20 protein-coding genes and 1 riboswitch are annotated in these 23604 nt (G+C 65.0%); of the genes, 4 read left to right on the top strand and 16 right to left on the bottom strand.

Annotated features, from left to right (window positions below; genetic code table 11):
- Positions 1-39 precede the first annotated feature (39 nt).
- Genes ACF8ME_RS28105 through ACF8ME_RS28065 form a run of 9 tightly spaced genes read right to left on the bottom strand, consistent with a single transcriptional unit; the run spans position 40 to position 8669 of the window.
- Positions 40-387, bottom strand: coding sequence for an L-rhamnose mutarotase (locus ACF8ME_RS28105; protein ID WP_392419204.1), 348 nt, complete (start codon positions 385-387; stop codon positions 40-42).
- Between the two features lie 16 nt (positions 388-403).
- Positions 404-1180 (bottom strand): SDR family oxidoreductase, encoded by a 777-nt coding sequence (locus tag ACF8ME_RS28100; RefSeq protein WP_046986695.1) that lies wholly within the window; start codon positions 1178-1180, stop codon positions 404-406.
- A 16-nt stretch (positions 1181-1196) separates the two neighbouring features.
- A complete protein-coding gene (locus ACF8ME_RS28095) occupies positions 1197-2108 on the bottom strand; it encodes an amidohydrolase (protein WP_046986692.1) in 912 nt (303 codons plus the stop codon).
- Between the two features lie 3 nt (positions 2109-2111).
- Positions 2112-3389 (bottom strand): L-fuconate dehydratase, encoded by a 1278-nt coding sequence (locus ACF8ME_RS28090; protein ID WP_392419203.1) that lies wholly within the window; start codon positions 3387-3389, stop codon positions 2112-2114.
- 7 nt (positions 3390-3396) lie between these two features.
- Complete coding sequence (locus ACF8ME_RS28085) at positions 3397-4287, bottom strand: fumarylacetoacetate hydrolase family protein (protein ID WP_392419201.1); 891 nt, start codon at positions 4285-4287, stop codon at positions 3397-3399.
- An 18-nt stretch (positions 4288-4305) separates the two neighbouring features.
- The gene (locus tag ACF8ME_RS28080; protein ID WP_392419199.1) at positions 4306-5055 is read right to left on the bottom strand and encodes an SDR family oxidoreductase; all 750 of its coding nucleotides are present in this window, start codon (positions 5053-5055) and stop codon (positions 4306-4308) included.
- A gap of 53 nt (positions 5056-5108) precedes the next feature.
- Positions 5109-6125, bottom strand: coding sequence for an ABC transporter permease (locus tag ACF8ME_RS28075; protein WP_392419198.1), 1017 nt, complete (start codon positions 6123-6125; stop codon positions 5109-5111).
- Positions 6115-7644 (bottom strand): sugar ABC transporter ATP-binding protein, encoded by a 1530-nt coding sequence (locus ACF8ME_RS28070; RefSeq protein ID WP_392419196.1) that lies wholly within the window; start codon positions 7642-7644, stop codon positions 6115-6117. Before ACF8ME_RS28070 ends, ACF8ME_RS28075 begins: the two co-directional genes overlap by 11 nt.
- 17 nt (positions 7645-7661) lie before the next feature.
- Positions 7662-8669: a sugar ABC transporter substrate-binding protein gene (locus tag ACF8ME_RS28065; protein ID WP_250439165.1), complete on the bottom strand. Its 1008-nt coding sequence runs from the start codon at positions 8667-8669 to the stop codon at positions 7662-7664.
- A 286-nt stretch (positions 8670-8955) separates the two neighbouring features.
- Between ACF8ME_RS28065 and ACF8ME_RS28060 the strand changes: the two genes are divergently transcribed.
- Positions 8956-9756: an IclR family transcriptional regulator gene (locus ACF8ME_RS28060; protein ID WP_392419194.1), complete on the top strand. Its 801-nt coding sequence runs from the start codon at positions 8956-8958 to the stop codon at positions 9754-9756.
- Between the two features lie 25 nt (positions 9757-9781).
- Here the strand turns inward: ACF8ME_RS28060 and thiC are convergent, their stop codons facing one another.
- The 4 genes from thiC to ACF8ME_RS28040 all read right to left on the bottom strand — a co-directional run bounded on the left by thiC (position 9782) and on the right by ACF8ME_RS28040 (position 14573).
- Positions 9782-11725 (bottom strand): phosphomethylpyrimidine synthase ThiC, encoded by a 1944-nt coding sequence (gene thiC, locus ACF8ME_RS28055; RefSeq protein ID WP_034368871.1) that lies wholly within the window; start codon positions 11723-11725, stop codon positions 9782-9784.
- A gap of 265 nt (positions 11726-11990) precedes the next feature.
- Positions 11991-12116, bottom strand: a riboswitch (TPP riboswitch).
- A 62-nt stretch (positions 12117-12178) separates the two neighbouring features.
- Positions 12179-12841, bottom strand: coding sequence for a nitroreductase (locus ACF8ME_RS28050; protein ID WP_392419192.1), 663 nt, complete (start codon positions 12839-12841; stop codon positions 12179-12181).
- Positions 12842-12894: 53 nt separating this feature from the next.
- Complete coding sequence (cysE, locus tag ACF8ME_RS28045; protein ID WP_016449662.1) at positions 12895-13719, bottom strand: serine O-acetyltransferase; 825 nt, start codon at positions 13717-13719, stop codon at positions 12895-12897.
- 35 nt (positions 13720-13754) lie between these two features.
- Positions 13755-14573, bottom strand: a complete 819-nt coding sequence (locus tag ACF8ME_RS28040) for an RNA methyltransferase (RefSeq protein WP_392419190.1) — start codon at positions 14571-14573, stop codon at positions 13755-13757.
- A gap of 216 nt (positions 14574-14789) precedes the next feature.
- On the opposite strand from ACF8ME_RS28040, the gene ACF8ME_RS28035 reads away from it, so the two are divergent.
- A complete protein-coding gene (locus ACF8ME_RS28035) occupies positions 14790-15704 on the top strand; it encodes an inositol monophosphatase family protein (protein ID WP_061289306.1) in 915 nt (304 codons plus the stop codon).
- Positions 15705-16138: 434 nt separating this feature from the next.
- Here the strand turns inward: ACF8ME_RS28035 and fusA are convergent, their stop codons facing one another.
- Positions 16139-18241, bottom strand: a complete 2103-nt coding sequence (gene fusA, locus ACF8ME_RS28030; RefSeq protein ID WP_392419188.1) for an elongation factor G — start codon at positions 18239-18241, stop codon at positions 16139-16141.
- 263 nt (positions 18242-18504) lie between these two features.
- On the opposite strand from fusA, the gene ACF8ME_RS28025 reads away from it, so the two are divergent.
- Positions 18505-18855 (top strand): helix-turn-helix transcriptional regulator, encoded by a 351-nt coding sequence (locus ACF8ME_RS28025; RefSeq protein WP_012204227.1) that lies wholly within the window; start codon positions 18505-18507, stop codon positions 18853-18855.
- 37 nt (positions 18856-18892) lie between these two features.
- Here the strand turns inward: ACF8ME_RS28025 and ACF8ME_RS28020 are convergent, their stop codons facing one another.
- Entirely contained in the window at positions 18893-19276 is a 384-nt protein-coding gene (locus ACF8ME_RS28020; RefSeq protein WP_392419186.1) for a hypothetical protein, read from the bottom strand.
- Between the two features lie 141 nt (positions 19277-19417).
- Between ACF8ME_RS28020 and ACF8ME_RS28015 the strand changes: the two genes are divergently transcribed.
- A complete protein-coding gene (locus ACF8ME_RS28015) occupies positions 19418-19726 on the top strand; it encodes a helix-turn-helix domain-containing protein (RefSeq protein WP_392419269.1) in 309 nt (102 codons plus the stop codon).
- 596 nt (positions 19727-20322) lie between these two features.
- Here the strand turns inward: ACF8ME_RS28015 and ACF8ME_RS28010 are convergent.
- A complete protein-coding gene (locus ACF8ME_RS28010; RefSeq protein WP_392419184.1) occupies positions 20323-23592 on the bottom strand; it encodes a sacsin N-terminal ATP-binding-like domain-containing protein in 3270 nt (1089 codons plus the stop codon).
- Between the last annotated feature and the right edge of the window lie 12 nt (positions 23593-23604).

Below are 23604 nucleotides of genomic sequence, written 5' to 3'. Positions count from 1 at the left end.
CGTTCGGGGATGGGGCATGGCCGACGGATGCTCAGTCGCTCACTCCTGCGCAGAATCCTCCAGCCGAAAAATGCAGGCCATGGGCGTCCACTTGTCTCCAGGTGGTGTCCACGGCGTGGGGGCCTGAAAGGCCCACATCAGGTCTTCCCATTCGCACAACTTCGGATCGGTGGCGGAGGCAAGGGCCATGGTCCGGGCGTCATGCACCGCGTCATCGGTTTCCATGACCATCACCATGCGCGTGCCAAGGCGGTGGATTTCCATGCCGGTGACGCCATGGCTGCGCAGATGCGCCGCCACCTCCGGCCAGATCCGGCGGTGCAGGGCTTCGTACCGGGCGATCAGCGCCGGGTCATCCCTGAGGTCGAGTGCAAGGCATTGGCGCATGGTGTCTCCATGGTGGTCAGGTCAGCGCGCGGTCCAGGTGGGTGTAGCCGCCATCGACGAACAGCCATTGCCCCGTGGTGTGCGATGCCCGCTCGGACAGAAGAAAGACGACCGTGTCCGCAATCTCCTCGGCCGCCGTCATGCGCCGGCCCAGCGGAATCCGGGCGCTGATCTGTTCCAGCTGGCGCCCGGGGTCGTCGAAGCGGCCCAGCCAGTGCAGGTACATCGGCGTCATCACCTCGGCGGGCACCACGGCATTGACGCGCACGCCATCGGCTGCCAGCGCGGCAGCCCATTCGCGCGTCAGCGAGAGCTGGGCCCCCTTGGCCGCGCAGTAGCCGCTGGCCTGGCCCTGCCCGGTCAGCGCGGTCTTGGACGAGATGTTGACGATGGCGCCACGGCTGGCCTTGAGGTGCGGCAGGCAATGGTGGGCCATGACGTAGTAGTGCACCAGGTTGGCCTGCAGCGAGCGCACGAAGGCGTCGCGCCCTGCCTCCAGGCCCACGCCGTCATTGATGCCCGCGTTGTTCACCAGGCCGTCGATGTGGCCGCAGTCCGCCGCAGCGCGGGCCACCATCTCCCCGCATGCCTGTTCATCGACCAGGTCGAAGCGGAAGTGGCGGGCCCGGGGCTGCAGCTCCATGAGCTGCGCCTCGAACCGCGCGGACATGGTGTCCTTGCCGCAGATCAGCGGAATCGCACCTTCACCGGCCAGCCGCAGCGAGATGGCCGCCCCGATGCCGCTGGCACCGCCCGTGACGATGAAGGTCTTGTCTTTCAGGTTCAGGTCCATGCTGCCTCCCATGTGGTCAGGTCATGCCTTGCGGCTGCAGGCCGTAGCAGCGCGCGGCGGTGCCGCCCCACAGCGCCTCGCGCTCGGAGGCCGACAGCCGCGACGACGCCCAGCCATCCACCAGCTCAAAGACCGTGGCGTATGGCGCGGCCAGCAGGCAGACCGGCCAGTCGGAGCCGAACATCAGCCGCTGCGGACCGAACACCTGCAGCGCCATATCTAGACAGCGCAGCAGGCAAGCCCTGCCTGCCCCGTCCAGCCCGGCGCGCCAGTCGGCCTCGGTCACTAGGCCCGAGAGCTTGCAGGCCACATGCGGCAGCGCGGCAAAACGCCCCAGCCGCGCCTGCCAGTGGCCGAATGCGGCCTGTTCCCGGGCCAGCACGGCCAGCGGGGGCTTGCCCAGATGGTCCAGCACCAGCCAGTGCGCGTCGTGCCGTGCGCAGAAGGCGGCAGCCGCCTCCATCTGGTGATGGAAGACGAGCAGGTCATACGCCCAGCCCTGGCGCTGCAACAAGGCCATGCCGCGCCCGAATGCGGCGCAGCCCAGAAAGGCTGCGGCATCGGGCTCGTCCTGCACCTGATGGCGCCAGCCGCACAGCCTCGGCTCGGCACGCCAGTCCTGCAGGCGCTCGCCCAGGCCCTCGCAGGTCAGGTCTTCCCACCCCACCACGCCGCGTATCCAGTCATTGCGCCGCGCCAGCTCCAGCAGGAACCGCGTCTCATCGACCGTGGCGCGCGCCTGCACGGCGATGGCGCCCGTGAAGCCGCAGGCAGACAGCTGGGGCAGGAGATGGCCGGGTGTGCGGTCCACCGCCAGGGCCCGCATGTCCGCGCCTATCCATGGATAGTCCCCGGCGCTGTAGCGCCAGAAATGCAGGTGTGCATCGATGCGCGGATGCAAAAGTGAATGGGAATGGGACAGGGCCATGGCTCAGGCCTGGAAGCGATACCTGGCCAGAGATTCCGGCTTCATCGTGATGGAAAAGCCGGGCGCACCGGGAGGCATATAGGCCGCATTGCGCACCACGCAGGGATCGACGAAATGCTCGTGCAAGTGGTCCACGTACTCGATCACGCGCCCTTCGCGCGTGCCCGACACGCAGACGAAATCGATCATGGACAGATGCTGCACATACTCGCAAAGGCCCACGCCCCCGGCATGCGGACACACGGGTAGACCGTACTTTGCGGCCAGCAGGAGTACCAGCAGCACCTCGTTGACCCCTCCCAGCCGGCAGGCGTCGATCTGCACCACGTCGATGGCGCCACGCATGATGAACTGCTTGAAGAGAATGCGGTTCTGGCACATCTCTCCGGAGGCGACCTGGACCGGGGCAACGGCTTCGCGCACCGCGCGGTGGCCCTCCACATCGTCAGGGCTGGTCGGCTCCTCGATGAACCAGGGCCTGGCAAAGGCCAACTCCCGCACCCAGCCGATGGCCTGCCCCACCTCCCAGGCCTGGTTGGCGTCGATCATCAACTGGCGATCCGGCCCCAGCACCTCGCGCGCAATGGACACGCGCCGGATATCGTCCTGCAGGCTGCGCCCCACCTTGAGCTTGACGTGGTTGAAGCCACCGGCCACCGCCTCGCGGCACAGGCGGCGCAGCTTGTCGTCGTCATAGCCCAGCCAGCCGGCCGAGGTCGTGTAGCAGGGATAGCCCTCGCGCTCCAGCACGCCGATGCACTCGGCCTTGCGCGGCGACTGGCGATGCAGCAGCTCCAGCGCCTGGGCTTCGGTCAGGGCATCCGTCATGTAGCGGAAGTCCAGCGCGCGGACGAACTCCTCGGGCGTGAAATCGGCGACCAGGCGCCACAGCGGCTTGCCCTCGGCCTTGGCCCACAGGTCCCACACGGCATTGACCACGGCGCCGGTGGCCAGGTGCATCGCCCCCTTGTCCGGGCCGATCCAGCGCAACTGGCTGTCGGAGGTGATGTGGCGCCAAAAGCGCCCCATGTCCTCCCGGATCCAGTCGAGCTCCATGCCCTCCACCAGATGGCGCATGGCCGCGATGGCGGCGCAGCAGACCTCGTTGCCGCGACCGATGGTGAAGGTCAGCCCGTGCCCCTCAAGGCCGGGCGTATCCGTCTCCAGGATCACATAGGCGGCGGAGTAGTCCGGGTCCGGGTTCATGGCGTCAGACCCATCCAGGTGACTGGAGGTCGGAAAGCGCACATCGAGCACGCGCAGGGACAGGATTCGCGTCATGGTCTTCTCAGGCCTTGCCGGTTGTCGAGGGATTCGGTTGCACGCGAGCCGCCACCATGGTCTGGCGCTGCTCGCCCAGGCCGGCGATGCCCAGCCGCATGGCCTGCCCGGCACGCAGGTACATGGGCGGCTTCTGGCCCATGCCCACGCCCGGCGGCGTGCCGGTGGAGATCACATCGCCCGGTTGCAGGCTCATGAAGCGGCTCAGATAGCTGACGAGAAAGGCCACGCCGAACACCATGGTGGCCGTGCTGCCGTCCTGCATGCGCCGGCCGTCCACATCCAGCCACATGCGCAGCGCCTGCGGATCGGGCACCTCGTCGGCCGTGACCAGCCAGGGCCCCAGCGGGCCGAAGCCGTCGCAGCCCTTGCCCTTGTCCCAGGTGCCGCCGCGCTCGAGCTGGTACTCGCGCTCGGAGATGTCGTTGACCACGCAATAGCCCGCCACGTGCCGCATGGCCCGGGCCTCGTCGATATGGCGCCCGCCCTGGCCTATGACCACGCCAAGCTCCACCTCCCAATCCGTCTTCACGGAGCCGGGCGGAATCTCGATGGCATCGTCCGGGCCGCAGATGGCACTGGTCCACTTGCCAAACACCACGGGCTCGGGCGGCACCTGCATGCCGGCCTCGGCCGCATGGTCCGAGTAGTTGAGGCCTATGCACACGAACTTGCCCACCCGCCCCACGCAGGGGCCCAGGCGCAGCGTGTGCTGCGGCACGCCTTCCACCAGGGGCAGCTGAAAGGGGTCCAGGGCGGCCAGTTGCGCCAGGCTGTCCGGCAGCAGCACAGGGCCGGCAATGTCGTCCACCACGCCCGAGAGGTCGCGCACACGCCCTTGCGCATCGAGCAGGCCCGGTCTTTCATGGCCCCTGGGGCCGTATCGCAGCAATTTCATGGAGCAGTCCTGTGCAGTTCAGTTGGACCAGCCACCGTCGATCACGCTCAGCGTGCCGGTGACGAAGCGGGATTCATCGCTGGCGAGATAGGTGGCCAGCGCGGCGATCTCCTCGGGCTGGCCTACCCGCCCCATGGGCTGGCGCGCCACGAAGGCCGCGCGCACCTGCTGCAGCGGCACGCCCTGCTGCCGGGCCTGGCCGGCGATGCGCGCCTGCAGCGACGGGGACTCCACCGTGCCAGGGCAGATGGCGTTGCAGCGTATGCCCTGCGTGACGAAGTCGGCCGCCACGGCCTTGGTCAGCCCGACCACGGCGGCCTTGGTGGCGCCATAGGCATGGCGAAGGGGCACGCCCTTCACGCTGGAGGCCGCGGACGACATGTTGATGATCGATCCGCCGCCCTGGGCCAGCATGGCAGGCAGCAGGGCGCGGATGATGCGGTGCATGGATGTGACGTTGAGCTGCCACGCAAAGGCCCAGTCCTCGTCGCTGCAGTCCAGGATGCTGCCGTGGTGCACGAAGCCCGCGCAGTTGAGCACAGCATCGAAAGCCCTCTCCTGCCCGGCCAGTGCCAGGATGTCTTGCGCATCGGTCACATCCAGCCGCCGCGTACGCAGGCCGTCCCGTCCCTCCAGTTCTGCCAGCGCCTGCATGTCGATGTCGGTGGCCAGCACGCTGGCCCCCTCGCGGGCAAACATCAGCGCGCAGGCACGCCCTATGCCCTGCCCGGCTGCGGTGACGAGAATGTGTTTTCCGGCGAGTCTCATGGAGCCATTCCTTCCCTTGAAAAGCTTCTGCATGGGCGATTCGCGGGCCGCGCCTATTGCTGCTGCTCACCTGCGAGCCGGGCCAGCATCAGGGCGCCGAGGATGATGGCGCCGTAGATCGCCTGTATCCAGAACGATGGCACCTGGGCCAGCGTCAGCAGGTTCTGCACCACGCCCAGCAGCAGCACGCCGCACAGCGCACCCGACATGGAGCCCTTGCCGCCATCGAGCGAAATCCCGCCGATGACGGCCGCCGCGAACACCGTGAAAATCATCGAGCTGCCCTGGTTGGCATTGATCGCGCCCACATAGCCCGTGACCACCAGCCCGCCCACTGCGGCCAGCACACCGGCCAGCACGAAGACGCCCCAGGTAATACGGTCCACATTGATGCCCGCCGCGCGCGCCGCATGGGGGTTGCCGCCAATCGCATACAGCGCGCGGCCCAGCCGGTGGTGGCGCAGCACCACGGCGGCCGTGCCGAACGCCAGCGCCGCCAGCCAGACCGACAGCGGCAGCCCCAGCAGCGTGGCCGTGGCCAGGGCGAAGAAAGGCTGCGGCATGTCGAACAGGGTGCCGCCCCTGGTCGCGCCCACCAGCACGCCGCGCAGCACGATCAGCATCGCCAGCGTGACGATGAAGGCATTGAGCCGCAGCCTGACGACCAACAGGCCATTGAGAAAACCCGTGCATGCGCCTACGGCCGCGATGGCCAGCAGCCCCGCCGCCACCGGCCATGCCGTGCCAAAGCCTCCCGAGGCTGCAGGAATCACCAGCATGGCGCCCACCGCCGGCGCAATGCCCACCGTGGACTCCACCGACAGATCGAACTTGCCCGTGATGATGATCAGCGACTCCGCCAGCACCACCAGCGCCAGGGCTGCCGAGGCCCCCAGGATGCTGACCAGGTTGGCCGGTGTCAGAAAGCTGGGGCTGGTCAAGGCTCCCAGCAAGAACAGCAGGGCCAGCGCAGGCACCAGTGCATAGTCGCGCAGCCGGTGCAGGGCGATCCGCCCGGCGGCCGGCACGGGCACAGCCGTGTTCGGCGAGACAAAGGCGTCAGTGCGCATGCAGGCTCACTCCTTCCATGGAGGCAATCAGTTCACCGTCGTCCCAACCTCTGGCGAGTTCGGCCACCACATGGCCATGCGACATCACCAGCACGCGGTCGCAAATGCGCAGGTCGTCCAGCTCGCTGCTCGCCAGCAGCACGGCCCGGCCCTGCCGTCGCTCACCCTCCACCACGGCCAGCAATGCCTGCCGGGACTTCACATCCACACCCGCAGTGGGATCGATGAGCACCAGCACATCGGGCTCGCTGGCCAGGGCGCGCGCCATCACCACCTTCTGCTGGTTGCCGCCCGACAGGCCGGACACGGCCTGCTGCGGCCCGCTGGCCGCCACATCCAGTGCGCGCATGGCCGCCAGCGCCGCGGCCTGCCTGCGCGATGGCGCGATGAACCCGAACCGGCCCAGCCTGTCCATGATGGTCATGGTCGCGTTCTCGGCGATGGACTGCCCCGGCACCAGGCCCTGGCGGTGCCTGTCCTGCGGCACGCAACCCACGCCGTGCGCCAGCGCGGCGCCCACATCGCCGGGCGGCAGCACGCGGCCCGACACCAGGATCCGGCCTGCCGTGGTGCGCCGCAGGCCCGCCACCGCCTCACCCACAGCCGAGCGCCCGCTGCTGGTGGAGCCTGTCAGCCCCACGATCTCGCCACGCCGCACCTGCAGGCTGACAGCCCCGAAACCCTTGCCGCACACCTGCTGCAGCGCAAGCACCACGGGGGCAACGCCCGTGCCCCCGCCTGCCGGGGGTGCGTGGGCGGCGCAAGACGCACCGGCCAGGCTGTCCCGCTCGCCGGTCATGGCCTCGATCAGTGCCTGCCGGGGCAGCTGCGCCACCGGCGCCGTCACCACATGGCGAGCATCGCGCAGCACGGTGACCGTCTGGCAAATCTCATAGATCTCCTGCAAGTGGTGCGAGATGAAGAGAAACGTGACGCCGCCTTGCTGCAGATCGTGCACGCGCCTGAGCAGCCGCCGCGTCTCGTCGTGGTCAAGCTGCGCCGTGGGTTCGTCCAGGATGATGAAGCGCGCGCCCAGCGACAGCGCCCGTGCGATCTCCACCAGTTGGCGGGCTTCCACCGTCAGATCCCGGGCCAGCGCATCCTCGTGCACATCGATCTGCCAGGCATCCAGCAAGGCCCTTGCCTCGCGCAGCAGCACGCGCCAGGAAATCCAGCCATGGCGCAGCGGCTGCCGGTTGATGAACAGGTTCTCGGCGACCGACAGCTCGCCGATGATGGTCGAATGCTGGTAGACACAGGCCACATGCTGGCACCAGGCCATGCGGTCGGTCACCGCAGGCGCGGGCTGGCCGTTGAAGCGGATGCTCCCCGTGCCGGGCTGGTGCAGGCCGGTCAGCAAGGCGACCAAGGTGGACTTGCCTGCGCCGTTGCGGCCAGCCAGTGCATGCGACTCGCCCGGCATGACCGCCAGGCTCACATCGTGCAAGGCCGTCGTGGAGCCGAAACGCAAGCCGAGCCCACGCGCCTCCATCACCGGCGTGCCCGGTCTGTCAGCCATGAATCCGGGGAGTATCGTCATGGCTGGTTGGCCCACAGCGACTTGTCGTCCACGTTCTCGCGGGTCACCACGGGTGCGGGCAACTGGTCCTCCAGAATGCCGGGCGCCACCTCCACGATGCGGCTGCCATGCGGGGTGGGCCCGGGCTTGAACGACTGCCCTGCCAGCGCTGCCTTGATGTAGTACAGGCCGTACTTTGCGTAAAGATCGGCGGGCTGCGAGATGGTGGCGTCGATCTCGCCCCTGCGGATGGCATCCAGCTCCTGCGCGATGCCGTCGTTGCTGATCACCACGATGTGCCTCGGATCGCCGGCCGGATGCAGCAGCCCCCTGCGCCGCAGCGTCTGCAGCGTGGGCGCCAGATAGACGCCGCCTGCGTGCATGTAGATGCCCTTCAGGTCCGGATGCGCGGACAGCAGGCCGTCGAGCGCGGCAGCGGCGGCATCGGACTTCCAGGCCGCTGGAATCTCCAGCACCTGCAGCGCCGGGAAATCCTTCATGCAACTGCGGAAAGCCTCGGCCCGATCACGGCCGTTGACCGATGCCAGGTCGCCCATGATCTGCACCACCTTGCCCGCCTTCACCTGCGCGCCCAGGTACTGGCAGGACCGCGTGCCATAGGCGCGGTTGTCGGCACGCACCACCATCGCCACCTTGCCCCGGGTAGGCGCCACGTCCACCGCCACCACAGGAATCTTCCCCTGCTCGGCCAAGGCGAGCGCTCGACCAATGGCCGCCGAATCCAATGGCGCCACCACCAACCCCTTGGCGCCGAGGTTGATCAGATTGGCCACGTCGGTGATCTGCTGGGCCGGGTCCTGGTTGGAGTTCACCGGCGCCAGGATGTCGACCCCAAGGGCCTTGGCCATTTGCGGGAGGTAGCCGTTGTAGGCCTGCCAGAACGGCGAGGTCAGCAGTGGCAGGTTGACCCCGATCCTGCCCTGCGCCGGGCCAGGTTCCGCCGCCAGCGCCGGCCCCGCGCCGGCCAGCGCCGCCACTGAAGCCAGCGCGGCTACAGCGGACATGAGCCGGCAAAGCATTGCGGAACATCCGGCCGGAACCTGGAAAACGCCGTGCAGTGCAGCCATGGAAAGTGCCTCCTCATGTGTGCCGGGACTCCGGCGGTGCCGCTGGATCGCCTTTTTGCCGATGGCGCGTGGCACATCGCTGGGGCAATTCATTCATCCATGAATTAATTATTTATAAATAAACCTCTCTTCGGCAGCTATGGTTTACCCAGCCCACGCACCGCTTGCGCAGGTCCGCAGCAAAAACAGGACTTGTCCTATCCCGAACGTAAGATCTGCACGCATGAGCAAAGCACTGGACAACGCAGAAGACGGCGAGCGCTACCGCGCGCCGGCACTGGACAAGGGGCTGGACATCCTGGAGCTGCTGGCCGAGCACCCCGATGGACTGACGCGGGCCGAGATCGTCAAGGAACTGGGCCGGGGCCCCAGTGAGATCTACCGCATGCTCGAGCGGCTGGTGGCCCGGCAATATGTGATGCGCTCGGCCGGCGGTGACCGCCATGCGCTCAGCCTCAAGATGTTCGCGCTGGCACACCGCCACCCGCCCGTCAACCGCCTCGTGACCCAGGCGCTGCCCGTCATGGATGCCTATGCGCGGCAGGCCGAGCAGTCCTGCCACCTGGGCCTCTACGACCGTGGCAACGTCCTGATCGTGGCCCAGGTCCCCGGCCCCGGGAACTGGGGCCTGTCAATCAGGCTGGGCGCACGCGTCGGGCTGCTGGACACCGGGTCAGGCCATGTGCTGCTGGCCTGCCAGACACCCGAACGCCGCTCGCAGATGCTGGCCGAGCACACGCCTTTGGAAGGCGAGGTGCCACTGCCCGAGGCACAACTGCACGACATGCTGGAACAGATACGCAGCACGGGCTACAGGCAGAGCGAAAGCCTGCAGTCCTATGGTGTGGTGGACATCTCCTGCCCCATCCTGGGACCTGACGGTCAGGCCCTGGCCGTGCTGACATCTCCCTATATCCGCCGCATCGATGGACATGCGGGCCCTTCGCTGGATGGAGCGCGCGAATGCCTGTTGCAGGCGGCACAGGAGTTGTCGTTGAACCGGCAGCCGCGCGACGGCCAGTGAGCCGCGCGCAGCCTGCCGGCTGGCGTCAACGCGCCGTCGTATCGCTGCTGGCCGCCACGATGGGGATATAGAACTCCCCGCCCGCGCGGTTGAATTCCTCGGCCTTGGCCTGCATTCCGGCGGCAATGCCTTCCTGCTCGGCCACGCCCTTGGCAGCGGCGAATTCGCGCACTTCCTGGGTGATCTTCATGGAGCAGAACTTGGGGCCGCACATGGAGCAGAAGTGCGCCACCTTGGCGCTGTCCTTGGGCAGGGTTTCGTCGTGGTAGGCCTGGGCGGTGTCGGGGTCCAGGCCCAGGTTGAACTGGTCCTGCCAGCGGAAGTCGAAGCGGGCCTGGCTCAGCGCGTCGTCTCGGGCGCGGGCGCCGGGGTGGCCCTTGGCGACGTCAGCGGCGTGGGCGGCGATCTTGTACGCGATGATGCCCTGCTTGACGTCGTCGCGGTCGGGCAGGCCCAGGTGCTCCTTGGGCGTGACGTAGCACAGCATGGCGGTGCCGAACCAGCCGATCATGGCCGCGCCGATGGCGCTGGCGATGTGGTCGTAGCCGGGGGCGATGTCGATGGTCAGCGGGCCCAGGGTGTAGAACGGCGCCTCATGGCAGTGCTTGAGCTGCTCAGTCATGTTGGCCTGGATCATGTGCATGGGCACGTGGCCGGGGCCTTCGATCATGGTCTGCACGTCGTGCTTCCAGGCCAGCTGGGTCAGCTCGCCCAGGGTCTGCAGTTCGGCGAACTGGGCTTCGTCATTGGCGTCCGAGGCGCTGCCGGGGCGCAGGCCGTCGCCCAGCGAGAAGCTGACGTCGTACTGCTTCATGATGTCGCAGATGTCCTCGAAGTGCTCGTACAGGAAGCTCTCGCGGTGGTGGGCCATGCACCACTTGGCCATGATGGAGCCGCCGCGCGAGACGATGCCCGTGCGGCGCTGGGCCGTGAGGTGGATGTAGGCCAGGCGCACGCCGGCGTGGATGGTGAAGTAGTCCACGCCCTGCTCGGCCTGCTCGATCAGCGTGTCGCGGAAGATGGGCCATGTCAGGTCCTCGGCGATGCCGCCCACTTTTTCCAGCGCCTGGTAGATGGGCACGGTGCCGATGGGTACGGGCGAGTTGCGGATGATCCAGTCGCGCGTGGTGTGGATGTTCTTGCCGGTGGACAGGTCCATCACGTTGTCCGCACCCCAGCGGATTGCCCAGACCAGCTTCTCGACCTCTTCCTCGATGCTGGAGGTGACGGCCGAGTTGCCGATATTGGCGTTGATCTTGACCTTGAAGTTGCGCCCGATGGCCATGGGCTCGATCTCGGGGTGGTTGATGTTGGCCGGGATGATGGCGCGGCCGCGCGCCACTTCGTCGCGCACGAACTCGGGCGTGATGATCTTGGGGATGGCGGCGCCCAGGCCGTTGCCGGCCAGGCGCGCCTCGCGCGCGGCGTCCTGCTGGTACTCGGCCATCCATTCGCGGCGGCCGTTCTCGCGCAGGGCCACGTACTCCATCTCGGGCGTGATGATGCCCTTGCGCGCGTAGTGCATCTGGGTGACGTTGCCACCGCTCTTGGCGCGGCGCGGCTGGCGCTGCAGCGATGCGGCCTCGGCCCGCAGGCGGGCCACGCGCTCGTCTTCCTCGCCGCGCTTGCCGCCGTCGTCCAGGGCCTGGCGCAGGCGGCCGGCGTAGTACTCGCTGTCGCCGCGCGACTCGATCCAGGCATTGCGCACGCCCGGCAGGCCGCTGCGCACGTCGATGGCCACGGCCGGGTCGGTGTAGGGGCCCGAGGTGTCATAGACGCTGACCTGCTCGCCATTGGTCAGCTGGATATCGCGCACGGGCACGCTCAGGCCGGCATGCAGGCTGCCTTGCAGATAGCTCTTGGTGGAGGCCGGGAACGGCTTGCGCGACTGCGCCAGCAGGTCGGAAAAACGCTGTGCGTCGGGAGCTTCGCCGGCTGCGGGGGTGAAGATGGAATCGGGAGCGTTCATGTCGGGTTCCTTGCGTTCAAAGCGTCGATCAACAACGCTCCGGGAACCGGACACTCCTTGGGCTGTGCCAAAGGCCGCGCACCGGGCTATGCCAGTGTGGGCCTGCCAGGGCCGTATGGCCTTGGCCCCTGGTTGCCACGCACGCCAAGGCGCACGAGCAGCCTTGGTTGGCAAGGGTCGATGCGCATCGGATGGTGGCCTGCCTGGCCGTTGCGGCCCTGCGTGTATCCGCCGTGGCGGACTTCCATCCTCTGACTTCGGCCCCGCTTCAGGGTCCCGCTCTTCTTCCGCCGGTATCAACCGGATCAAGTTCGTCGGGTTCGCCGCCTGGCCCATGCAGCGCATGGACCGGTTGGCATCTCAGTGCATCAGCACACCCCGGAGCAGCGGCAAGTATAGAGGATGGTTGGCGGCCCATCGCCTGCGGGTTTGCCCAGGGGCCATGCGCCGCCGTCAGTCAAAGCCGCGCAGCGCACCCCATTCGGCCAGCGGAGCGCGCGTGGCGCGCCAGCCGTTGATGGGGGCGCTCTTGTCCTCGTAGCCCAGCGCAATGCCGAAGGCCACGTGGTAGCCCTCGGGCAGCGCCAGCGCCTGGGTCACGGCGTCGTTGTAGCGGCGCCAGAAGCCCTGGGCGCAGGTGGCCAGGCCATTGGCGCAGGCCAGCAGCATGAAGGACTGCAGGTAGATGCCCAGGTCCACCCATTGCGGCAGGCCCATGCGCTCGTCCACCGCCACGATCAGGCCCACGGGCGCGCCGAAGAACTGGCCGTTGCGGGCCAGCTGCTCCAGCCGCGCGGGCTTGTCGTCGCGCGGAATGCCCAGCGACTGGTACAGCTCTTCGCCATTGGCAAAGCGCCGGCTGCGGTAGGGCTCCCAAAGGTTGGGCGGGTAGGACAGGCCGGGCTGGGCGTCCTGGGGCTCGGCTTCGGCAACGGCGGTCAGCAGTTGCTGCAGCGGCTCGCCTGTCAGCGCCAGCACGCGCCAGGGCTGCAGGTTGCCGCCCGAGGCCGCATTGGCCGACTGTTCCATCAGGGAGCGCACCAGCGCCGCATCGGGCGACTGGGGCAGGAAGGCGCGCACGGAGCGGCGCGCATGCAAGGCCTGTTCAACGTTCATGCTGGTCGGAGTCTCCGGTCTTCTTGGGGGATCTTGGGTGATCTTCTGCAGGCCTACTTGCCCATGATCTGGTCGATCTTGTCCTTCTGGAACGCCTGCGGGCGCTCGGATTCGCAGGGCACGCAGTCGCCCACCTTGCTGCCGGCCGAGAGCTTGGCAATGGCCTCCCAAAGCAGCGCGATCTGCTGCTCGTGCGCGGCCGCGCCATCGCTCAGGCCGCGCATGGCCTGGGCCACGGGGTCCATTTCCTGGGTGATGCCGTAGGCCGTGAACGGCTGGGGCGCGGCAGAGGCCGGGACCTTGATGGACTCGGCCTTGGCCGATGCCGGGTCGTGCTCGGTCACGTCGGCGCTGTGGCCGTTCTTGCTGGCGATGATGCGCGCCGGAATGCCCACCGCCGTGGCGCCTGCGGGCACGGGCTTGATGACCACGGCATTGCTGCCGATCTTGGCGCCGTCGCCCACCTCGAAGCCGCCCAGCACCTTGGCGCCTGCGCTGACCACCACATCGCGGCCCAGCGTGGGATGGCGCTTGGCGCCCTTGTACAGCGAGGTGCCACCCAGGGTCACGCCGTGGTAGATGGTGCAGCCGTCGCCGACCACGGCCGTCTCGCCGATGACGACGCCCATGCCGTGGTCTATGAAGACGCGCTCGCCGATGACGGCGCCGGGGTGGATTTCAATGCCGGTGAGCCAGCGGCCGATGTGCGAGATGAAGCGCCCCAGCCACTTGAGGCCATGGTTCCAGCACCAGTGCGCCGGGCGTTGCAGCCAGATCGCATGCAGACCCGGATAACAGGTGATGACCTCCCAGGTGCTGCGTGCCGCAGGGTCGCGGTCGAGGATGCACTGGATATCGGAGCGCAGGCGGTCAAGCATCTAGGGGCTGGTTATTGTTGACAAGACCGCTCAGTCTAGCGTTTCGGTGGGGTGCTCTGCAGCATGGCCTTCGCAACACCGCGCAGGATGTGGATTTCCTCGGCGGTCAGTTGCGAGCGGTTGAAAAGCTGGTTGAGGCGCGGCATCAGCTTCTTGGGCGCAGCCGGATCGAGAAAGCCGATATGCGCCAGCGCCTGCTCCCAATGGCCCAGCATGCCGGCCACCTGGGCCGCGTCGGCACGCTGCGGCGCGGGCGTGTGCTCCACCACGGGAAAGCCGCCCAGCGCCTGGCGCCATTCGTAGGCCACCACCTGGATGGCCGCCCCCAGGTTCAGCGAGCCGAACTGCGGATTGGACGGAATCGACAGCGCCACATCGCTGCGGTAGACATCGTCGTTGCTCATGCCGAAGCGCTCGCAGCCGAACAGGAAGGCCACGCCGGACTGGTTGCAGCGCGGCGCGGGAGCCGGTGCGGACACGGATGCATCGGCAGGCGCCGCCGCTTCATCGGGCACATCGGGCGCAGCCAGCACATCCAGCGCCCCGCTGAGCAGCAGCTCGAAATGCTGGCGCGGCGTGCGCGTGGGCGGGCCGAAGTCGCGCGGCGTCATCGCCGTGGCGCACAGGTGGCTGATGCCGTCCAGCGCCTCCTCCAGCGTCTCGACCACGCGCGCATTGCCCAGCACGTCCAGCGCGCCGCTGGCCCGCTGGATGGTCTCTTCCTTGCGCAGCACGTTGGGCCAGCGCGGGCGCACCAGCACCAGGTCGTCAAAGCCCATGGTCTTCAGGGCGCGGGCGGCGGCGCCCACATTGCCGGCGTGGCTGGTTTCTATCAGTACGAATCGGGTTTTCATGGCGTCGCTGGCCTGCCGGCGCCGGCAGAGCCCCCAAGGCGGGACAGGTTGCGCAGCACAAAACGGACAAGGCGGGTAAAATTGCGCGCTATTGTCGCCGCCCCGCATCGCCGGACGCGGCTTTTTCCGTTCTTACCCGCGTCAAACAGCCTGCTTTTGCCAGAGAGGACCGTCCTCTCCTTGCACAGCCGCTGCTCCGCCAACGCCTCACAATCTATGTCGACCAACCTGCATCCCATGCTCAACGTGGCCATCAAGGCCGCACGCGCCGCCGGCGCCATCATCAACCGCGCGGCTCTTGACGTGGAATCCGTGCGTGTCGCACAAAAGCAGGTCAACGACTTTGTGACCGAGGTGGACAAGGCGGCCGAGCAGGCCATCATCGAAACCTTGCTGGGCGCCTACCCGGGCCACGGCATCCTGGCCGAGGAATCGGGCAACGAGTTCGGCGCCAAGAACTCCGACTACGTCTGGATCATCGATCCGCTGGACGGCACCACCAACTTCATCCACGGCTTCCCCGTGTACTGCGTGAGCATTGCCCTGTCCTTCAAGGGCAAGGTGGAGCATGCCGTGGTGTACGACCCCTCGCGCAACGACCTGTTCACGGCCACGCGCGGCCGCGGCGCCTACCTGAATGACCGCCGCATCCGCGTGTCCAAGCGCATCCAGCTCAAGGACAGCCTGATCTCCACCGGCTTCCCCTTCCGCCGTGGCGACAACTTCAAGCAGTACATGAACATGCTGGGCGACGTGATGCAGGAAACCGCAGGCGTGCGCCGCCCCGGCGCCGCCGCGCTGGACCTGGCCTACGTGGCAGCCGGCTTTGCAGACGGCTTCTTTGAAAGCGGCCTGCAGATCTGGGACGTGGCCGCCGGCAGCCTGCTGGTGACCGAGGCCGGCGGCCTGGTCGGCAACTTCACGGGCGAGGCTGATTTCCTGGAGCAGAAGGAATGCCTGGCGGGCAATCCGCGCATTTATGGCGCGCTGGTCGGCATCGTTGGCAAGTACAGCAAGTTTGCTTCTGCTGGTGAGAAGGCGGGTGTGCGGCAGGCTTTGGCGGATTCTGGTGAGGCGGCTCCGGCTGCTGATGTGGAGGCTGCTGAGTCTGAGCAGCAGCCTGAGGCCTGATTTCGGCTTCTCCTGGCTCTCTTTGAAACAGCTCCTTCAAGGAGCTGTTTTTCGTTGAGCCTTTGGATTTGGGACGGGGCGCTTGTTTTTGTCCCTGCCGGGGGGTTGTTTTTCGAGGCCGGGTCTCGGCCCGGCGGCCGACCTACCTTTCTTTGATTCGTCAAAGAAACGTAGGCCAAAGAAAGACGACCCGAATGTCCACGTCCCTTCGCTGCGCTGCGGGCAACCTGCGTCGTGCCACCTGCGGGGTTCGCCGCAGAACTCACTGCGCGCTGCGCGCTCCGTTCAAACAACTGCGGCGAGTCAGTTGACGAGGCAGCCCTGTCCTTCGGCAGGACTGCAACCCCGCAGGCGGCCCGACGCAGGCGTGGGCATACGGGAGGGGTGAGTGCCACGGCCATGGCCTCACGGCCTGGCCTGTGGCGCAGACTCTTTTACTTGACCCGTGCGTTGATCACGGCCTCGGCCACGTTGCGCGGTGCTTCGGCGTAGTGCTTGAACTCCATGGAGTAGGTGGCACGGCCTTGCGTTTGCGAGCGCAGGGAGGTGGCGTAGCCGAACATTTCGGACAGGGGCACTTCGGCCTTGATGGATTTGCCGCCTCCGGCCATGTCGTCCATGCCTTGCACCATGCCGCGCCGCGAGGACAGGTCGCCCATGACGGTGCCGGCGTAGTCTTCGGGCGTCTCGACTTCCACGGCCATCATGGGCTCCAGGATGACGGGGCTGGCCTTCCTGGCCGCTTCCTTGAAGCCGAAGATGGCCGCCATCTTGAAGGCCATTTCGTTGGAGTCCACGTCGTGGTACGAGCCAAAGGTCAGCGTGACCTTCACGTCCACCACGGGGTAGCCGGCCAGCACGCCGCTGGTCAATGCCTCGACCACGCCTTTTTCCACCGCAGGGATGTACTCGCGCGGCACCACGCCGCCCTTGATGGCGTCCACAAACTCGAAGCCCTTGCCGGGTTCCTGCGGCTCCACCGTGAAGACCACGTGGCCGTACTGGCCCTTGCCGCCGGACTGGCGCACGAACTTGCCGTCCACATCGGTGACTTTCTTGCGGATGGTCTCGCGATAGGCCACTTGGGGCTTGCCCACGTTGGCTTCCACGTTGAACTCGCGCTTCATGCGGTCCACGATGATTTCCAGGTGCAGCTCACCCATGCCGGCAATGATGGTCTGGCCCGATTCCTCATCGGTGCGCACGCGGAAGGACGGGTCTTCGGCCGCCAGGCGCGACAGGGCAATGCCCATCTTTTCCTGGTCGGCCTTGGACTTGGGCTCCACCGCCTGGGCGATCACGGGCTCGGGGAAGACCATCTTCTCCAGCACGATGGGCGCGGACGGGTCGCACAGGGTCTCGCCCGTGGTCACGTCCTTCAGGCCCACGCAGGCGGCAATGTCGCCAGCGTGGATTTCATCGACCTCCAGGCGTTCATTGGCATGCATCTGCACGATGCGGCCAATGCGCTCCTTCTTGTCCTTGACGGAGTTGAGCACGCTGTCGCCCTTGTTGAGCACGCCCGAGTAGACGCGCACAAAGGTAAGCTGGCCCACAAAGGGGTCGGTCATCAGCTTGAAGGCCAGGGCAGAGAATTTCTCGCTGTCATCGGCATGGCGCACGATGATGGAGCCGTCTTCCGCATGGCCTTCCACGGGTGGCACCTCCAGCGGCGAAGGCATGAGCTCGACCACGGCATCCAGCAGGCGCTGCACACCCTTGTTCTTGAAGGCCGAGCCGCACAGCATGGGCTGGATCTCGCCCGCAATGGTGCGCAGGCGCAGGCCGCGCAGGATGTCGGCCTCGGGCAGGTCGCCCTCTTCCAGGTAGCGGTTCATCAGGTCTTCGCTGGCCTCGGCAGCCGCCTCCACCATGGACTCGCGCCACTTCCTGGCGTCTGCCACCATGGCTGCGGGAATGTCTTGGTACTCGAACTTCATGCCCTGCGTGGCCTCGTCCCAGATGATGGCCTTCATCTTGAGCAGGTCCACCACGCCGGTGAACTGCTGCTCTGCGCCAATGGGCAGCACGATGGGCACCGGGTTGGCCTTGAGGCGGTCGATCATCATCTGGCGTACGCGCAGAAAATCCGCGCCCGTGCGGTCCATCTTGTTGACGAAGGCCAGGCGCGGCACCTTGTACTTGTTGGCCTGGCGCCAGACCGTCTCTGACTGCGGCTGCACGCCGCCCACGGCGTCATAGACCATGACGGCGCCGTCGAGCACGCGCATGGAACGCTCCACCTCGATGGTGAAGTCCACGTGGCCCGGGGTGTCGATGATGTTGATGCGGTGCTGGTCAAAGCGGCCGCCCATGCCCTTCCAGAAGCAGGTGGTGGCCGCCGAGGTGATGGTGATGCCGCGCTCCTGCTCCTGCTCCATCCAGTCCATGATGGCGGCGCCCTCGTGCACCTCGCCCAGCTTGTGGCTCACCCCGGTGTAGAACAGGATGCGCTCGGTCGTGGTGGTCTTGCCGGCATCGATGTGCGCGGAGATACCAATGTTGCGATAGCGTTCTATGGGGGTATGGCGGGCCATGAAAGGACTCCTGGGTGCTACGAAAGCGTAAGTGCGTGATCTGCCGGTTCGAAGGGTCGGATTCTCGCGGGGGTTGAATGAGGGTTGATGACAATTGGAATGTACGAAGACAATCGTACTATCTTCCGCAACTTCTTGCAGAACGATCCATGTTTTCACCACGCAAGGGGCGTGTCTGCCAGATAACTGCCCGCGCCACGCCGCATCAGCGACGTGCGGCATTGCTTCCATGGCACAGTGGCGCCCCATCGACTGGACGATTCATGCTTGCCAACCACCCCGACCGCGAACAGATACGCCTGGAAAACCTGCTCAACGCCCTGGGCAACCCCCTGCGCCTGGCCGTGGTGCGCGCGCTGGCCGCAGGCCATGAGCGCGCCTGCGGCTCGCTGCTGCAAGGCCAGTCCAAATCCACCATGACCCACCACTGGCGCGTACTGCGCGACAGCGGCGTGATCTGGCAGCGCCCCGATGGCCGCGAGAACCTGCTCTCCCTGCGCCGCGAAGACCTGGATGCGCGCTTTCCCGGCCTGCTGGACGCGCTGCTGCAGGCCCTGGCCGAAGACCCGCTGACCGAACAGGCCACGGCCGCGCACCTCAAACCCTGCCCTTGAAGCCCGGCCCCTGCAAAGCAGGCGGCAGCCCTGCGCCCTACCCCTTCACGGCAAGCGCCGCAGCAACGCCCTCATCCGCAAACCGCTTGGCCGCCTTGAGCAGATAGCTCACGGCATAGAGGATGGGGTCGTCGGCCTCGTCGCCATTCAGATGGTCCACCACCTCGACGGCATAGCCCAGGTCCACCGCCGTGTCGTGCAGCAGGCCCAGCAGCTCCTTGTCCTGCGGCTCCAGCGACTGCGCCTGATCGGCCTTGGCGTAGTAGATGCGCAGCAGGTCGCGGCAGACGCAATTGATGGCCGTGACCTTGTGGCTGGCGTGCAGCTCCAGCACTTCGAGGGCAGCGCCCAGGTGCAGGACGGCGTCGATGGCCAAGTCGTCGAGTTTGGGTTCGGAAATGGTGCAGATGTCTTGATCCATCGAAGCCTCCTCTGATGATTGAAGCCTGCGTCTCGGCCTCGTACCGAGCTGTGCCGGATGCAAGGCAGCAGCAGCCCAAGATCAACAAAAGAGTTAAATATAACGTGGTTTAAATTGCATCAAAAACTGACGCTCTTGCCCATGCAAAAGCGTCCTGTCAAACGCGGCCGTCCAGCCGGAGCCACTTCGTTCGATGCAGACATTGCCCGGGCTTTCGGCGCGGCGGTACGCGCCCTTCGCACCGAGCGCGACATCTCCCAGGAGTCATTGGCCAACCTCGCCAACATCGAGCGTTCTCACATGGGCAAGGTGGAGCGTGGGGAGCACATGCCCACGCTGGTCATCGTGTTCAAGATTGCGCGGGGGTTGGGGTGCAGTGCGGCTGAGGTGATTGGAAGGGCTGAGGCAGTGCTGGGGGCTGTGGCTGCGGAATCGGGAGTCACTGATTAATTAGTGACTGGAAGCACTTTAAACTGATCAAAGTGTTATCTTATATGCGCAGAGCTTAAATAGAACGCACCTACCGTTAAAACAGCGTGGGTTTAAAAGACGGGGAGCGCCCTCCCAACCAAGCCCTAGGCTGCATTTTCTCTCATAGGAGAGATCGATTGAATTTTCTGACTAACTGAAAATGATTGAAATATCACCAGTTGCAATTTATCTACATCAGAAGCGGCACAAAAAACGGAGTAGCTTAGTCACAATGAGAAAATGGCTTGGTAATTTTATTTAATTTTATTCACCGAAATCTCCCAAAAATCCTCTTATCCCGAAAAGCATACTCCAGCAATCCTAACGTCGCCCTAGTCATTGATGGTTTGCGGAACAAGCTGTTAGCGCAATCACGAATTTTGAACTACCTAGCGTATTCAAGGCCACAGTCAGACGCGTTCTTCTCCTAGCGGCCTGTTTATTCCAGTGATCTAGAAAATAAATCCAACATTATTTTTAGTCAACCCAGCTGAGTTAAACATAGCTTCTGCAATTTCAGAACGCATATTTTTGATTAAATGCACTGGGTATAGCAACAACCCTGATGTTCGTGATCAATTTGCATCTTTTATTAAGGCAATATCCCTCCATCCATGATCAAAAGTGAAAGTTCTTGCATGTCCTGCGGGATTCTGAATCTTGAGCACTCTTGTTCTGGAGGGATCTGTAGCGTTTTCTACAACATACAACCAATAAGCTTGGCCCTTCTCACGCGCAAAGTCGAATTGAACGTGTGACATACCCACCGGACGATCCTTTATGGTGCCCGTCATCGCCTTCAGCTCCACCCACCGGGTCTGCACCCCACTACTGTCCACCTCAAAGAGGTCAAAGCCCGGGTTTCCTTCCGGAGTACTGCACAACGTTGGCTCAAGACCAATGATCAGGTCAATTGCGCATTTCTCGATCTGCATCCGTGTCTGCTGATCCAAGCCATCGGGATCAGAACAATCGTCATCCGGGTGCGCGCCGACGTAGGAAACAAATGGCCGCCCTCCTGCGTGGCCAGGTGCCCTCTTTCCCTGCCCGCCGCCTTTGTCGCCATAGATGCCGTGGCCGCCTGAGCCGCCGTGCCCACCTCCATTGCCTTGCCTACCGCCGTGCGAAGACCCTGTGCCAGTCCGCCCTTGGCCACCACCTCCCGCGCTTGTTCCCAGGCAATCACCACCATCCGGATCACGGGTTCCCGGCGGGATATCCGGCATGCCATCGCCGTACAGATCTTTCGCGCCGTCATATACGTCACCGTCAGATAGCTCGTCGGCCTCCGATTCGGATGGGGGCAACGGCTCGGGCTCCGGTGGTGGGTTGGTGATGCCCAATCGGGAAGTCAGATCAGCCAAGTTGGTAATACCGAGCTTACGCAGCAGATCGAGTGCGGCCGGATCGATACCTGCCTCTTTCGCGAGCTGATCGATGATCGGTGGTTTGAAGATGATTTTGGTCAGCAGAAACGGGTTGGGCTTCCAGCCGAGCGCATCGAACACGACGAGCCCCGGCGGCACAAGCTCTCCGTCGGCATTCGGCACCCAACTCACTTGATTAAGAGTTCGGATGAAGGCGGCGTCAAATCGCGCAGTCCTTGTCTCGTGGGAATATCCCCACTTATAGGAGCCGTAGAAGGCGGCAGTACCGCGCGCCTCCATATCAGTCAAAGCCTCCCAAAGCGCCTTCACCCTAGCTGCGGCTTCGTCAGGTCTCAACCTAGGTAAAAACTCTAACAACTCCGTCAGCCCGCGCAGAGTGAAGTCCTCTATTGAATATTCCCTGCTCGCACGCTCAAGGCCTGCTTCCCTGCGAATTTGCGCCTTCTCAGTGTGTCCCAGATCTGATGGCGTTGCATGCGATAGGAGGTAGCGGCTTGCGCCGCAAGACACCAGGAGATCACGAATTTCTTCACCGCGCAGGCAATCGTAGTCATTGTCTACGATCAAGATGCCAGGCACACCAGCGAAGAGCTGCTGCAGGCGGTCGGTGGCTATATAAACATCCCCGGGCTTGGCTACGTAGCCTTTGCCATCGCCGGTTTCAATCGTCATCACAAAGGTGGTCTCGCGCAGGGCAGACCGGAGCTTTTCCTTCTGCGCGGTTGAGTCGGCGTTAAAGGCCTTACGGATACGCTCGATATCGGCTGCGTAGGCAGCGCCCCCCGCATCTACCTCTTGCCGCTGATACTTTGGCAGGAGGTTCCAGATGACGTCATCCACCGGATCGGGTTCGGTGATGCCCAACGAAATCAGGAATAAGCGCACTTCGGGTGTCGCACAAACAGCGCGGCGCATGGTCGGGAAACTAGTGGCAATGGCGCTAGGTAGGAAGGCATTGGCTTTTCCGTTCACGCGAGCGACGAAGTGACTACCGTCATCGAGGCGGATGAGTGGAACCGTATCCAGGTGACGACCCAGTGCCTTCTCCTGGCCGCTCAGGAACTCGTACAGCCGCAACACCCACTCGTCGGACTGCGCCTCAAGGAACGACTTAGTCAAGCTCGGCACCAGCTTTGTCGGCGTGATCTCGTCGATGTCGAGTTCGCGCATTAGGTACTGGCGAATCTCGGGAGCCTTGTCCTGAGTGATGTCACCGGAAAGCCACGCGGCGACTTCCGAGCCGAAAAGCGCCGCAACCTGTTCTGGGCTGAACAGCTCGCGCAACTCTTGCGTTCGCGCCAGCTTGGCCTGTTGGGAAGTGACATACCTGTCGTCGAAGGTTGGGAGCAGCTTCTCGTCCTGAAATGCCTGCCGGACGGCATCAAACATCGGCGCGAACCGCGAATCCTTTGGGAACTTCTCGCTGTCAAGCGGTAGGCAACGCAGCGCAGCGACATCAAGCATTGCCTCGTCCCGCATCCAGCGCATCGCTTCAACAAGCAGGCGAGAAGTTTCCGTGACCAAATGCTGATTCCATGGCTCGCCTGGCGGAATGTTGTCGCGGCTCGGAGTCGTGCGGTACGGCCCCTGTACAAGAAAGCCAAGGTGGCTCTCGACCACCGTTGGAAAGAACACCACCAGCGGCGACTTGGCCAGCGGCTGCACCGCCCAACGGCCAGGGACGTCCTTCACCGCAACCAGGGAAAAGGCAATTTCCACCCGCCCGATTTTCAGCCCCTCGGCAGAAAACACGTCGCGGAGAAACACCAACCAGTTCTGGTCGACTTCCGGCCGATCATCCTCTTTGCCGATGACCGTGATGCGCTGGACGTTTGGGCCTAGCGATTCAGGGGTGTTACGCAGATAGAATCCGGACGCTCCGCCCGCGACACTCCAGTCGATTTCGTCAATGTGTCGCAGGAACAGCAGCGCACCCGGGCCTAAGTGCCGGAACCCGGCCGTGATGTCCTGTGTTGCGCTTGCGTCATCCGGTTTCAGGGGCAGGATGATCTGTGTCTCCTCCGCCGCGCGGGCAGAACGCGCCATCCGTTTCGGGAAGACGTAGTTCTCGATGGCGAAGTCCTCGTCGCCGGAGTGAATCTCCGGTAGATCAGTGACGGTGTAGACGGACTTGAAGCCTAGGCCGAAGCGTCCGATGGACGCTTCATTCTTTGTACTCTCGGCGATGTCGCAGACGCTTCGGACATCTGCCTCGTCGAACGGCTTGCCGAAATGCGAAATCTTCAGGCAGGTCGGGTTCAGGCTGAACGCAACCTTGCGTGACCCGAGCCACTCGCCACGCCGACCGAGGGCGTCCTCGGCGTTTTGCAGCAGTTCGAAGATGAAGTGCGTGCGGTCGTCATATAGGCTAGCGGCCAGCTTGCCGGACTTCTTAGCACCTTTGGTGCCATAGCTCTCACGGTTTTCCTCGCAAATTGCCTCGTAGTTAGATGCCACAGCCACTTCCTC

The sequence above is a fragment of the Delftia sp. WSY_7 genome, assembly GCF_043104845.1.
Taxonomy (GTDB): Bacteria; Pseudomonadota; Gammaproteobacteria; order Burkholderiales; family Burkholderiaceae_C; genus Comamonas; species Comamonas tsuruhatensis.
The sequence above is the reverse complement of the archived record's forward strand: the minus strand, read 5'-3'. Positions and strand labels throughout refer to the sequence as shown.